Here is a 13,258-nt window from a genome sequence, read left to right as displayed (position 1 = left end):
GTGGCATCCGCCGCCGCCTCCGTGCTGGGCCGGGAGGTTCCCGCCGTCATGGGGCACGACGGCGGCTGCCTCGCGCTCGCCGAGTCGTGGCTCGGCGCGACGCAGGGCGCGACCGCCTCGTTGTCGATGGTGGTCTCCACCGGCATCGGCGGCGGTTTCGTCTCCGACGGCTCCTACGCATCCGGGGCCACCGGAAACGCGGGGCACCTCGGCCACGTGCACACCGACGGCGGAGCGATGCTCGAAGAGGTCGCCGCCGGGCCCGCGAGCGTCGCCTGGGCGCAGGAGCAGGGCTGGCAGGGCTCCTCGGGCGAGGATCTCGCCCGCAGCGCGGCCGAGGGCGACGCGGTCGCGCGGGCGGCGATCGAACGCTCGGCGCGGCTGGTCGGCCATGCGCTGGCGGATGCCGCGACCCTCCTCGACCTGGACGTCATCGCGATCGGCGGCGGGTTCTCCTTCGTCTCCGACGACTACGTCGACCTCGTGCAGCACGCGCTCGTGGAGCGTGCGGCGCACGACTACTCGCGGCGCACGCGCGTCGTGCGCTCGGCGCTGGGAGACGAGGGGCCGCTCATCGGCGCGGCCGCGCTCCTCCTCCGCTGAGCGGCTCAGTGCTTGTCGTCGTCGTCCCAGGGGCCTTCCCACCAGTTGCCGCCCGCTCGCCGTCGCCGCGCGAGCGGCGGGAGCGGACGAACTGGACGACGAAGACGACAAGCGTCGTCGCGACGATGCCGGTCATCGCGAGGAAGAAGATGTCGCGCTCACTCATCGTCGTCACCGTCCGCGTCGCGACTCACCCAGACGATCTGATCGGCGCCGGCCGGCAGCGTCAGCGCCGATCCTTCGAGCTCCACGCCGTCGGCGGTGACCCGCAGCCTGCTGCCGACGCGAACGCCGAGCGCCTCCAGCCCACGGAGCAGCTCCGGGTCGCGGTCGCTCACGCGCAGGACGCGGCCCGCATGGCCGGGGGCGGCATCCGCCAGCAGCACGAAGGGTTCGCGGTCGACGTGACCTGCGGCATCCGGAATCGCATCGCCGTGCGGATCGAAGCGCGGCGAGCCCAACCTCTCATCGATGCGGGAGAGGAGCCGGTCGCTGATGGTGTGCTCGAGCACCTCCGCCTCGTCGTGCACCTCGTCCCAGGCGTAGTCGAACTCCTGGACGAGCCAGGTCTCGATGAGGCGGTGGCGGCGCAGCATCGCGAGTGCCCGCTTCTCCCCCTCCGGAGTCAGGCGCACGGCGCCGTAGGGCACGTGCGAGACGAGACCGGATGCCGCGAGCTTCTTGACCATCTCGGTCACCGACGACGGGGCCACCCCGAGCTTGCCGGCGAGAACGGACGGGGTGATGGGCGCGCTCTGCCACTCGGTGTGCGAATACACCGTCTTCAGGTAGTCGTCGGCTGCGGGGAGGGCACGCCCTCAGCCTACCGGCGAGGCATCCCGTGCTTGGGCGGAAGGTGCATCGAACGTCGGATGAGATCGCGCACGGTCGGCGTGTCTTCGGCTGACACGCCGACAGGTGCGTTCGTGGTCCGCTTCTCCGCACGCAACGGAGGCGCGGACGGAGGCTACGCTGGCGGAGTGACCGAGACCCCTGAGCGCAGCACCCACGGCGTCGGCCCCTGGGAGGGGGAATGGCCGACCGGGCCGCACTACGACCCCGAGCTCCTGCGCGACGGCGACACCCGCAACGTCGTCGACCGCTACCGGTACTGGCGCATGGAGGCGATCGTCGCCGACCTCGACACGCGGCGGCATCCGTTCCACGTCGCGATCGAGAACTGGCAGCACGACATGAACATCGGATCCATCGTGCGCAGCGCCAACGCCTTCCTTGCCGACACCGTGCACATCATCGGGCGCCGCCGCTGGAACCGCCGTGGCGCCATGGTCACCGACCGCTACCAGCATGTCGTGCATCACGAGGACGTCGCGGCCTTCGCCGCCTGGGCATCGGATGCCGGCGTGCCGATCATCGCCGTCGACAACGTGCCGGGCTCGGTGCCGGTGGATCGCGCCGATCTGCCCGAGCGCTGCGTGCTGCTGTTCGGGCAGGAGGGCCGGGGCTGTCGGCCGAGGCGCTGGCCGCGGCATCCGGGCACATCGAGATCACCCAGTACGGATCGACCCGCTCGATCAACGCGAGCGCGGCCGCGGCCGTGGTGATGTACGAGTGGTGTCGGCGGCATGCGGAGGGCGGGTAGCTTCACGACGAGACCTCGCAGATCTGCATAGGTTCGCAGCGATTTCGAGTATTCCTGCGAGGCTGTGTAGATCTGCGAAGTTACGCAGGTCACGGGCGTCGCCGGCGAGCACGAGCTGACTGGCATCACCCGGCCGGATCGTCGATCTCGATCCACGTCTCCTCCGGGTCGAAGGGCCCGAAGATGATCGAGGGGTCGTCCACGAACAGCGAATGCTCGGTGGCGACGCCCCATGCGTCGTTCTGGCAGACCGCGAAGGAGATCGTGTAGAAGCCTCCGGCCATGAATCGGATGCGGCGGGTCACCGTCCCGCTCTCGTCGAAGGGGATCACGGCGCTCTGGCCGGAATCGGCATCGATGCACAGTCGGCCGTCGGCGGGGCCCTGCGTCGTGAAGACGATGCCGGAGCTTGAGGCCTCGGCCAGCAGGAAGTCCGCCGTGTCTTCGAAGCCCTGCACCGTGAGCTCGAGGACCGCGAACTCGCCTGACAGCGGCGCGCTCGTCGCTCCGGCGTCGTCCACGGCCCAGATCCGGTAGGAATGGGTGCCGGCGGCGAGGGGCAGGGCGCGTGCATCGAACGACCAGAGTCCGGCGGCGTCGCTGTCGGCGAGGTAGGTCGCCTCGCCGATCGAGACGTACACGTCGGTGACCGAGGCGTCGGCGGTGCCGCCGAACACGGGAGCGAGGTAGGACGAAGGCGGTGGCGAGGCGCTCAGAGCGATGGCGGGCGGATTCTCCGTTCCGGGGAGTCCGGGTCGGGCTCCGGCGCCACGGAGACCGGCTGGGGCGCGGGTGGTCGCGCCGGAGGCGTCACGAGGGTGTCGAAGTCGAACTCGAGGTCGAGCTCGGGCAGCGGCGTCGAGGAGTCTCCGCGCCCCGGACGGGTGGGGCGCTCTTCGGCCTCGACGGCTTCGACGCCCTCGGGCGCGGGTGGGATGGGCATCGGCGTCTCCTCGACGCCGGGCGGTCGCTGGGCGAACCCCGGGGGCCGTTCGGCGACGCGCTGCGCGGCGTCGTCGGTCACCGCGGAGTCGGAGGCGCCCGGCGTGCGATCGTCCTGGGCGCCGAACGGAGCGCCGGCGACGAGGGTCGCCACGAGCGCCCCGCCGGCGACGACGGCGGTGACCCCGACGCCGCTGAGCGCAGTCCCCGCGCCGAACACCGCCAGCAGCGAGGCGGCCGCGGCAGCCGGTACGGGCGTGCTTGTCGGAAGCGTCACGCTCAGCGCGGCGAAACCGGAGACCGACAGCATGGTCTTGCGCATGCGCCCATGTGCGAGGCTCAGCTCCTCGTGCACGTGCCGACAGGTCTCGCAGCGCTGCAGGTGCACGAGCACGCTCGTCTTCGAGGCCTCGATCTTCCCGCCGGTGATGTAAGCGGGCAGGAATCGTGCGACGTGGGTCGGATCCGACTGCAATGCGGACGGTACGCGTTGCAAGAGCCAGTGGTACTGCAGTCCCGAGCGGGCGCGGCGGAGAAGGGCCGAGACCGCGTTGGGGCGGATTCCGAGTTCTTGGGCGATGGCCCCGCGCGGCACCTGATCGACTTCGGCGAGCCACAGGACACGCTGCCAGCGCTCGGGCAGCGCCTTGAACGACTCCAGCAGATCGGCGGCATCCTCTTCGCGGGCAAGGATCGTCAGACCGTCATTGGTGTCGACGGTGTCGATCTCGGGGTCGCTGATGACCTGCTGTCCGTGCCGCGCGGTCTTCGCCGCCGCGTTCCGGATGACGGTGAACAAGTAGGCGCGGAAAGCCGTCTCCGGGCCGTTCCCCGCCACGGCGATCTGGTCGTAGACGGCCAGGAACGACTCCGAGACGAGATCCTCCGCCTGCTGCAGGTCGTATCGACGGGCGAGACGCAGCGCAGCCGCGACGTGCCGCGACCACAGGGCCTCATAGGCGCGATGGTCCCCGGAGCGCAGCTGGGCGATGAGCTCGGCGTCGCTGAGCCGATCATCCGCGAGGTTGTCGTCGAGAGGGCGTGTCGATGCCACCGGATCGTTCCCCTTCGTTCACCGCACGTACCGTTCGACGCTGCGCAAAAAATGCCATCGAATCATGAGAGTCGAAACGCGGTGAAAAGTGACGCCGACGGGCAAAAATTGCCAGCGTGTCAGCAGAATCGAGATTTTCCGACCGGATCGCGTCACTTTTTCGCGGCTCCTCGCTCTCTTCTGATCGTAGTGAAGTTCTTCCTCCACAGAGGAACCACGATCGACCCCGGCGCGCACATCGGAGAGAGCAAGTCCTCTTTCCGCTGCCTCGTACCGGGGTTGGACGGTGGGCTTCGCAGGAGCCGCGCTCCTGTTCGGTCGCCGTTCGCAGGTCCCCGACGAGCTCACGCTGCATGACGGGACCGCCTGCTTGCTCCCACCCCGCCCCTCGTGGGGTGGGGCAGGTGGCGGCTCGCCCTACACTGCGACGTGCAGCCACCGTCCGCTGCGCACTCGCCAGCCGAGGGTCGCCAGCCGCGCCAAGAGGTAGACGCCGAAGAAGGCCGCCGCCAGCCAGATCAGGCCGCCGACTCCGTTCACGCCGGCGGCGGCGATGATCCACAGCGCCGGGAGGAAGGGCACGAGGTTCAGGGCGCCCGCGAGAGCGAGATAGCGGGCGTCGCCGGCGCCGATGAGCACGCCGTCGAGCACGAACACGATGCCGGCGACCGGTTGGGCGACGGCCAGCACGAGCAGTGCGGGCTGGATGAGACGGGCGATGTCGGCGTCTCCGGTGAAGGCCAGCCCGATCACCCCGGAGAGCGCCGCGATGAGACCGCCGACGATGACGCCGAACCAGGTGCCCCAGGCGACGGTGCGCGCGAGCACCCTCTTCACCTGGGTCTCGTCGCCTTCGCCGAGCCCCTTGCCGATGAGCGCCTGCGCGGCGATCGCGAGGGCGTCGAGGGCGAAGGCGGCGGCGGAGAAGATCGTGAACACGATCTGCCAGCCCGCCAGCTCCAGCGTGCCCATGCCCGTCGCGACCCCGACGGTGATCAGGAGGGCGATGCGCAGGCTCACCGTGCGCAGGAACATCCATCCGCCTGCGCGGGCGGAGCCGCGCAGCCCTGCCCGGTTCATCCCCACCACGGCGCCGTGCTCCTTCGCGAGTCGCGCGACGACGAGCACGAAGGCGGCGACCATGCCCCACTGGGCGGTGACCGTGCCGAGCGCGGAGCCGGCGATCCCCCAGCCGAAGCCGTAGATGAAGAGGAAGTTCAGCAGCGCGTTGGCGGTGAATCCGAGTCCGGCGATCCACAGCGGGGCGACGGTGTCCTGCATCCCGCGCAGGAGCCCGGTCGCCGCGAACACGATGAGCATGGCGGGCAGACCCCACATCGAGATGGTGAGGTAGGTCACTGCTTCGGATGCCACGGCATCCGTCGCCCCGAACAGGCTCACCAGCCAGGGCGAGGCGATCGCGCCGGCCGCCGCGAGTACGGCGCCGATGAGCAGGGCGAACCACATCCCGTCGATGCCGACCGACACGGCACCCTGACGATCGCCGGCCCCGAAACGGCGGGCGACGGCCGGGGTCGTCGAATAGGCGAGGAAGACCATGAGGCCCACGATCGTGTGCAGCACCGCGCCGGCGATGCCGAGCCCGGCGAGGGGCTCGGCCCCGAGGTGACCGACCATCGCGGCGTCGACGATGAGGAAGGCGGGTTCGGCGACGAGCGCGCCGAGCGCGGGCACGGCCAGACGCAGGATCTGACGGTTGAGGGACACCACCCGACGAGCCTATTGCGTGGGCGCGTTCCCCCCCCCACCCCCACGCATCGAGAACGCGGAGAACGTCCCTCGGCTCGGCCGGGAAGGACGTTCTGTGCGTTCTCGCGCGGCGCGAGGGGCGCCGCGATCAGTCCAGGAACTCCCGGGCGGCGGCGACGAGGGCGGTCACGCCGACCTCGATCGTCGGGTGGATCTCGGGGGCGAAGAACGGCGAGTGGTTCGTCGGCACATCGCGATCGATGGTGCCGGCGGCATCCGCCTCCGCGTACGCGGCCGGGTCGTGACCTCCCCAGAACCAGAACACGAGTGGCACGCCGGTGTCGCGGGCGAACCACGAGACGTCCTCGCTGCCGGTGAACATCCCGGGGTCGACGACCGACTCCTCGCCGAAGGCGCGGCGGAAGGCCGCGACCGCACGCGAGGTCGCCGCCGCGTCGTTGATGGTCGGGGGGAGCGTGTGGTCGGTGCGGATGGTCGGCTCCTGCTCGGCGCCGGATGCCAGGGCCTCTGCCCGCACGATCCGCTCGACGCTGCCGAGGATCTTCTCGCGCATCTCGTCGTTCGGATAGCGCAGGCTCAGCTCGAGGGTCGCCTCGGCCGGGATGATGTTGTTCTTCAGGCCCGCGTGGATGGAGCCGACCGTCACGACGCCCACGTCGCGAGGGTCGACCTCGCGGGAGGCGATCGTCTGCAGGCGCATGACCGTGGCCGCCGCCATCACCACCGGGTCGATCGTCGCGTGCGGGCGGGAGCCGTGGCCGCCGCGTCCGTGCAGCGTGACGGTCAGGCCGTCGGATGCCGCCATCTGCGTGCCCGGCCTGACGCCGATGATGCCCGCGGGCAGGGGCGTGACGTGCTGGCCGAGCACGATATCGGGCTGCGGGACGCGCTCGAGCAGTCCGTCGTCGAGCATTGCGCGCGAGCCGGCGCCGTACTCCTCGGCGGCTGGATGAGGACGACGACCGTGCCGGTCCAGGAATCGCGTTCGGCGACGAGGCGCTCGGCGGCGCCGATCATGGCGGTCACGTGCATGTCGTGGCCGCAGGCGTGCATGACCGGGACCGTCTTCCCGGCCGGGTCGATGCCCTTCGCGGTGCTCGCGTAGGCGAGGCCGGTCTGCTCCTCGACGGGGAGGGCGTCCATGTCGGCGCGCAGCCAGACGGTCGGGCCCTCGCCGTTGGCCAGAACCGCGGCGACTCCGGTGATTCCGATGCCCTCGTGCACCTCGTACCCGAGGTCGCGGAGGTGTCCGGCCGCGACCTGTGCGGTGCGGGTCTCCTGGAACGACAGCTCCGGATGCTGGTGGAGGTCGATGTACAGGGCTTCGAGGTCGATCGTCATGACCTAGAGCCTACCCGCGGCCGCTCATCCCGTCCGCGAGGGCGCCGCACCTCGGAGAGGCTTTCCGAGCGGCGGGAGAGGGGAGACACTGGGGGCATGCACGATCGTTCCGAACTCGCACTGCTGCGCGTCGACAGGTTCATCCGGGAGCGCCTGCGGCCCCACGTTCATCGCGCGGCGGAGCCGCTGCGCGTCGAGAGGTGGGAGGCGCCGGGGAGCCGGTGGGCTTCGACGAGGCGGCGGCCGGCGACTACGCGTCCGTCGCGGTCGGCGAGAGCTGGGGCCGCCCCTGGGGACGACGTGGTTCCGCGTGCAGGGCGCCGTGCCCGACGAATGGCAGGAGGTCGCCGGAACCCGCGCCGAGCTCGTCGTCGACCTGGGCTTCACCGAAGGGCAGCCGGGTTTCCAGTGCGAGGCGATGGTCTGGGATCTCCACGGTCGCCCCGTGCGCGGCATCGCCCCACTCAACAACGTCGTGGTCGAGGCGGTGGGCGACGACGGCACGATCGACGTCTTCGTCGAGGCGGCATCCAATCCGGATGTCGGGAGCATCTTCACCTTCGACCCCACCCCGCTCGGGGACCCGGAGACCGCCGGCTCCGAGCCCCTCTACACGCTGAAGGCGGTCGACGTGCGGCTGCGCGATCTGCACGTTGCCGCCCTCCTCGACGACACGCTCGCCCTGCGCGGGCTCGTCGACCAGCTCGATGAGGGCTCGCCCCGCAGGGCGCGGGTCCTCCTCGCTCTGGAGGAGATGATCGACGCGGTCGATCCGGATGCCGTCGCCGCGACCGCCGCCGCAGGCCGCGCGGTCCTCGCGCCGATCCTCGCCGCCCGGCATCCGACAGCGCACACACGCTGCATGCCGTCGGGCACGCGCACATCGACTCGGCGTGGCTGTGGCCGGTGCGCGAGACGGTGCGGAAGGTCGCGCGCACCTTCTCGAACGTGCTCTCGCTCATGGACGAGGACCCGGACGTGCACTTCGCCGCCTCCTCGGCGCAGCAGTACGCCTGGATCAAGGAGCGCTACCCCGATCTGTTCGAGCGCATTCGCACGAGGGTCGCCGAGGGCCGCTTCGTGCCGGTCGGGAGCATGTGGGTCGAGTCCGACACCAACATGCCGGGCTCCGAGGCGCTGGTGCGGCAGTTCCTCGTCGGCAAGAGCTTCTTCCTGCGCGAGTTCGGCATCGAGACCGAGGAGGTCTGGCTTCCCGACTCCTTCGGCTACACCGCGGCCCTCCCGCAGATCGCCCGGGCGGCCGGGGCACGCTGGTTCCTCACCCAGAAGCTGTCCTGGAGCGAGACGAATCGGATGCCGCATCACACCTTCTCGTGGGAGGGCATCGACGGCACGCGGATCTTCACCCACTTCCCGCCCGTCGACACCTACAACGCCCGGGTGACTGCCGCCGAGCTCGCGCACGCCGAGCGCACCTTCGCCGACAAGGGGCGCAGCTCGGTGTCGCTGCTGCCCTATGGATACGGCGACGGCGGAGGCGGGCCCACCCGCGAGATGGCCGCGGCGATCGCGCGCACCGGGTCGCTGGAGGGCTCGCCGCGCGTGGTGCATTCGACGCCGCGGCAGTTCTTCGAGACCGCCGAGGCGGAGTACCCGCGGCCGGAGGTCTGGTCGGGCGAGCTCTACCTCGAGTTCCACCGCGGCACCTACACGAGCCATCTCGCCACCAAGCAGGGCAACCGCCGCAGCGAGCATCTGCTGCGCGAGGCCGAGCTGTGGGCGGCGACGGCCGCGGTCCGCACGGGCGCGGAGTACCCCGCCGAGCGTCTGCGGAAGGTGTGGGAGACGGTGCTGCTGCAGCAGTTCCACGACATCCTCCCCGGCTCCTCGATCGCGTGGGTGCATCGCGACGCCGAGCGCAACTACGCCTTCGTCGCTGCGGAGCTGGAGCAGATCATCGCCGACAGCCTGCGGGCGCTCGTGGGTGACGGGGACCGTACGGTTGTGGCGAATGCCGCCCCGCACGCGAGCGCGGGCGTGCCCGCGCTCGGCGTGGCCGCCGCGGAGGAGGAGCCGGCTGCCGTGCCGGTTCCGGATGCCGACGGCTGGCTGTTCGACAACGGCGTGATCCGGGTGCGGGTCGATGCGCGCGGGCTCATCGTCTCGGCGGTTGATCTCGCGTCCGGCCGGGAGGCCATCGCCCGGGGCGGGCGGCGGGGCTGCTGCAGCTGCACCGGGACACCCCCACGCAGTGGGACGCGTGGGACATCGACGAGCACTACCGCCACACGGTGCGCGACCTGACCGAGGTCGAGTCGATCGGCGTCGAGGGCGAGGAGCTCGCCGTCCGCCGGGCCTTCGGCGCTTCGAGCGTCGTGGAGCGTCTCTCGCTCCGCCGCGGCTCGCGCACACTGGAGCTCGTACTCGACATCGACTGGCACGAGAGGCAGAAGCTGCTCAAGCTCGCCTTCCCGCTCGACGTCCACACCGACCACGCGGCATCCGAGATCCAGTTCGGGCACCTGAGGCGGCCGATCCACACGAACACCTCCTGGGACGCCGCTCGCTTCGAGACCGTCGCGCACCGGTGGGTGCACGTCGCCGAGCCCGACTTCGGCGTCGCGATCGTGAACGACTCCACCTATGGCCACGACTTCCGTCGGGAGCAGCGCGACGAGCGCGGAGGCACGATCACGACGGCGCGGCTCTCGCTCCTGCGCGCGGCGCTCTTCCCCGACCCGGAGCAGGACCAGGGACGGCACAGCCTGCGTATCGGACTCGTGATCGGCGCGGAGGTCGCCGACGCGATCCGGGAGGGTACCGGATCAATCTCCCGGAGCGCCGCGTGCCGGGCGCGGGGTCCGTCGCGCCGATCGTCGAGGTCGACGAGGGCTCGGGCGTGATCGTCGAGGCGGTCAAGCTCGCCGAGGACGGCAGCGGCGATGTGGTCGTCCGCCTCTACGAGTCGCGCGGCGGGCGGCCGAGTCGGAGCTGCGGCTCGGCTTCGCCGCGGCATCCGTCGTCCAGACCGACCTGCTCGAACGCGAGATCGCGCCCGACGGTGTGGCCTGGAACGGCGAGGAGGTGGGGCTCGCCCTCCGCCCCTTCCAGGTCGTGACGCTGCGGGTCGCGCGCCCCTGACGCGCCTCCAGACCCACGTCGAGTGCACTGCTTGCTGCCGAGTGCACCACTTCTTTGCCGCGAACAACCGGTGCACTGGGCGAGAACTAGTGCACTCGACGAACCGAGGGCGGGAGTGAGGGTGTGGGGCGAAGGGGCGGGCTCAGGCCCGCGCGGTCGTCCCGCGGACGACCAGCTCGAACGGCAGTGCGCCCTGGCCGTGGGGCGGCTCCTCGCCGCCCTCCGACAGCTGCTGCAGGATCCGCTCCGCCGCACGCTCGCCCTGCCCCATGGGGAACTGGTCGACCGTGGTGAGCCGGAAGAACTCGCCCAGCTCGTGGCCGTCGATGCCGACGACCGAGAGGTCCTCGGGCACGCGGAAGCCGAGGTCGCGGGCGGCGAGGATCGCTCCGATGGCCATCTCGTCGGATGCCGCGAAGATCGCCGTCGGCCGGGGCCCGGGCCGGCCCAGCAGCTGCTTGCCGGCGCGGTAGCCACCCTCGATCGTGAAGTCGGCGGGCTCGAGAAAGGCCGGCTTGACCGCGATCCCGGCATCCGTCAGCGCCTTCTCGAACCCCTGCCGGCGGTGGGTGGGGATGTGGAAGTCGAGGTCGAACTCGGGGTTCGCGCCGATGTGGGCGATGTCGCGATGACCGAGGCCCAGCAGATGCTGGGTCGCCAGCTGCGAGACGGCGACGTCGTCGACCGTGAGGGTGTCGAGCTTCGGGTTCGGGCCGCCGATCGCGACCACCGGCAGTCCGAGCGCCTGCAGCTGCTCGGTCTCGGTCTCGCCCAGCTCGATGGCCACGGCGATGACGGCGTCCACCCGCTGCCGGCGCAGGAAGGTCGAGAACACCGCCGTGCGCACCGCATCGTCGGCGGTGATGTTGTACAGCGTGATGTCATAGCCGGCGCGCATGAGCGCGGCGGAGACCCCCGAGAGCACCGTGCTGAAGAACCAGCGGTCCAGGAACGGGACGATCACGCCGACGTTCTTGGTGCGACCCGACGCGAGACTCGACGCCCGCGACGAGACGACGTAACCGAGGGCCTTCGCCGCCTGCTGCACGCGCTGACGGGAGGCCTCCGACACCTGGCCGCGACCGCTGAGGGCGCGCGACACCGTCGCCGTGGAGACGCCGGCCAATCGCGCAACCTCATCGATGCTGACCATGGAATGCTTTCGCTAGCTGCGGAACCACACCGCCGTGTTCGGGGCAGCTCGGTCCCTTCGAAGGCCTCGCTCTGCACGAGGAAGACCGGGTTCGCGCCCTCGGCGAGAGTCGCGAGGTCGAGAGCGGCTTCGCCCATGTTGACCACCACAGTTATATCACCGCGACGGAATGCGACCGCATCCGACCCGGCGTCCAGCCAGGTGAGCGTGCCGGCGCCCAGACCGTTCTCGCGCCGCAGGCGCAGCAGCTCGCGGTAGAGGGAGAGGGTGGATGCGGCATCCGACTCCTGCCGCTCGCGCGCGAACTGAGCCCATTCGGCCGGCTGCGGCAGCCACGAGGCGCCCGTGTCGTTGAAGCCGTAAGCGGGGGCGTCGGACTCCCAGGGCAGCGGCACGCGGCAGCCGTCGCGTCCGTAGCGCTCGCCGTTGGTGCGGAACCAGGTCGGATCCTGACGCGCGTCGCCCGGCAGGTGGATGACCTCGGGCAGCCCGAGCTCCTCGCCCTGGTACAGGTAGGACGAGCCGGGCAGCGCGAGCATGAGCGTCGTCGCGGCGCGGGCGCGAGAGAGCCCCAGTTCGGGAACGGGCTGGCCGGGGGAGTCGGGCCGATGCCGGCGCCCTGCGGGTTGTCGGCCGTGAGCGCCAGGCGCGAGGCGTGGCGGACGACGTCGTGGTTCGACAGCACCCAGGTGCTGGGGGCGCCGACGGCGCCGAAGGCGTCGAGCGACTCGCGGATCACCCCGCGCAGCTGACCGGCATCCCACGGCGTCATCAGGTACGGGAAGTTGAAGGTCTGGTGCATCTCGTCGGGGCGCACCCACAGCGCGGTGCGCTCGATCGTCGGCAGCCACGCCTCGCCGCACAGCGCACGGTCGCCGTCGTACTCCGCGAGCACCTGGTGCCAGTCGCGATAGATGTCGTGCACGCCGTCCTGCCCCCAGTACGGGACGTTCTCCTCGTCGCCGCCCATCGAGTCGGCGTCGGTCGGAGGGTGGTAGTCGGGAAGCCCGTCGGCCTTGATCATGCCGTGCGCGACGTCGACCCGGAAGCCGTCGACGCCGCGGTCGAGCCAGAAGCGCAGCACGGAGCGGAACTCCTCGCGCACCTCTTCGTTGTTCCAGTCGAAGTCGGGCTGGGTGGCGTCGAAGATGTGCAGGTACCACTGGCCGGGCGTGCCGTCGGCCTCGGTCACGCGTTCCCACATGCCGCCGCCGAACACGCTCTCCCAGTTGTTCGGGGGAGCTCGCCGTTATCGCCGCGGCCGTCGCGGAAGATGTAGCGGGCACGCTCCGGGCTGCCGGGCGCCGCTCTCAGGGCCTCCTGGAACCAGACGTGCTGGTCGGAGGAGTGGTTGGGCACGAGGTCGACGATGACCCGGATGCCGCGGGCGTGTGCCTGCGCGAGCATCTCGTCGAAGTCGGCGAGCGTGCCGAAGATCGGGTCGACGTCGCGGTAGTCGGCGACGTCGTAGCCGGCGTCCTTCTGCGGGCTCGTCATGAACGGGCTCAGCCAGATGGCGTCGACGCCGAGTTCCTTCAGCGCGTCGAGCCTGCTCGTGATGCCCGGCAGGTCGCCGATGCCGTCGCCCGTTGCGTCCGCGAAGGAGCGGGGGTAGATCTGGTAGATAACGGCGGTGCGCCACCACTCGGTGCCGGGGCGGACGTCTGCTCTGACTGGGACATTCCCCCAGCGTACTGTAAGCGCTTGCAGTCGCGCCACTGCGGGCGCG

At 70.8% G+C, this 13,258-nt stretch carries 7 protein-coding genes and 4 pseudogenes; 3 read left to right on the top strand and 8 right to left on the bottom strand.

What is annotated here, in order from left to right:
* Nucleotides 1–603, top strand: coding sequence for an ROK family protein (locus tag KAE78_RS04950; RefSeq protein WP_223172016.1), 603 nt, complete (start codon nt 1–3; stop codon nt 601–603).
* Here the strand turns inward: KAE78_RS04950 and KAE78_RS04945 are convergent.
* Both KAE78_RS04945 and KAE78_RS04940 read right to left on the bottom strand, forming a co-directional pair.
* The gene (locus KAE78_RS04945) at nt 572–769 is read right to left on the bottom strand and encodes a hypothetical protein (protein ID WP_223172015.1); all 198 of its coding nucleotides are present in this window, start codon (nt 767–769) and stop codon (nt 572–574) included. The genes KAE78_RS04950 and KAE78_RS04945 overlap by 32 nt on opposite strands.
* Entirely contained in the window at nt 762–1,382 is a 621-nt protein-coding gene (locus tag KAE78_RS04940) for a metal-dependent transcriptional regulator (RefSeq protein WP_262927759.1), read from the bottom strand. Before KAE78_RS04940 ends, KAE78_RS04945 begins: the two co-directional genes overlap by 8 nt.
* A gap of 201 nt (nt 1,383–1,583) precedes the next feature.
* On the opposite strand from KAE78_RS04940, the pseudogene KAE78_RS04935 reads away from it, so the two are divergent.
* Nucleotides 1,584–2,206 (top strand): annotated as a pseudogene (locus KAE78_RS04935) (TrmH family RNA methyltransferase).
* 125 nt (nt 2,207–2,331) lie between these two features.
* Here the strand turns inward: KAE78_RS04935 and KAE78_RS04930 are convergent.
* The 4 genes and pseudogenes from KAE78_RS04930 to KAE78_RS04915 all read right to left on the bottom strand — a co-directional run bounded on the left by KAE78_RS04930 (nt 2,332) and on the right by KAE78_RS04915 (nt 7,274).
* Nucleotides 2,332–2,883 (bottom strand): Ig-like domain-containing protein, encoded by a 552-nt coding sequence (locus KAE78_RS04930; protein WP_223172014.1) that lies wholly within the window; start codon nt 2,881–2,883, stop codon nt 2,332–2,334.
* A gap of 35 nt (nt 2,884–2,918) precedes the next feature.
* On the bottom strand, nt 2,919–4,202 hold the full coding sequence (locus KAE78_RS04925; protein ID WP_223172013.1) for an RNA polymerase sigma factor: 1,284 nt from the start codon (nt 4,200–4,202) through the stop codon (nt 2,919–2,921).
* Nucleotides 4,203–4,619: 417 nt separating this feature from the next.
* Nucleotides 4,620–5,933, bottom strand: a complete 1,314-nt coding sequence (locus KAE78_RS04920) for an MATE family efflux transporter (RefSeq protein WP_223172012.1) — start codon at nt 5,931–5,933, stop codon at nt 4,620–4,622.
* A 127-nt stretch (nt 5,934–6,060) separates the two neighbouring features.
* Nucleotides 6,061–7,274 (bottom strand): annotated as a pseudogene (locus KAE78_RS04915) (amidohydrolase).
* Between the two features lie 96 nt (nt 7,275–7,370).
* Here KAE78_RS04915 and KAE78_RS04910 point away from each other — a divergent pair.
* A pseudogene (locus KAE78_RS04910) lies at nt 7,371–10,376 on the top strand (alpha-mannosidase).
* Between the two features lie 142 nt (nt 10,377–10,518).
* Here KAE78_RS04910 and KAE78_RS04905 read toward each other — a convergent pair.
* Both KAE78_RS04905 and KAE78_RS04900 read right to left on the bottom strand, forming a co-directional pair.
* A complete protein-coding gene (locus tag KAE78_RS04905; protein WP_223172011.1) occupies nt 10,519–11,529 on the bottom strand; it encodes a LacI family DNA-binding transcriptional regulator in 1,011 nt (336 codons plus the stop codon).
* A gap of 41 nt (nt 11,530–11,570) precedes the next feature.
* A pseudogene (locus KAE78_RS04900) lies at nt 11,571–13,239 on the bottom strand (glycoside hydrolase family 13 protein); the annotation flags it as partial.
* Nucleotides 13,240–13,258: the final 19 nt, after the last annotated feature.

It is taken from the genome of Microbacterium sp. NIBRBAC000506063 (assembly GCF_017968845.1).
Classification (GTDB): domain Bacteria; phylum Actinomycetota; class Actinomycetes; order Actinomycetales; family Microbacteriaceae; genus Microbacterium.
This window is presented reverse-complemented; position numbering and strand designations above follow the sequence as displayed.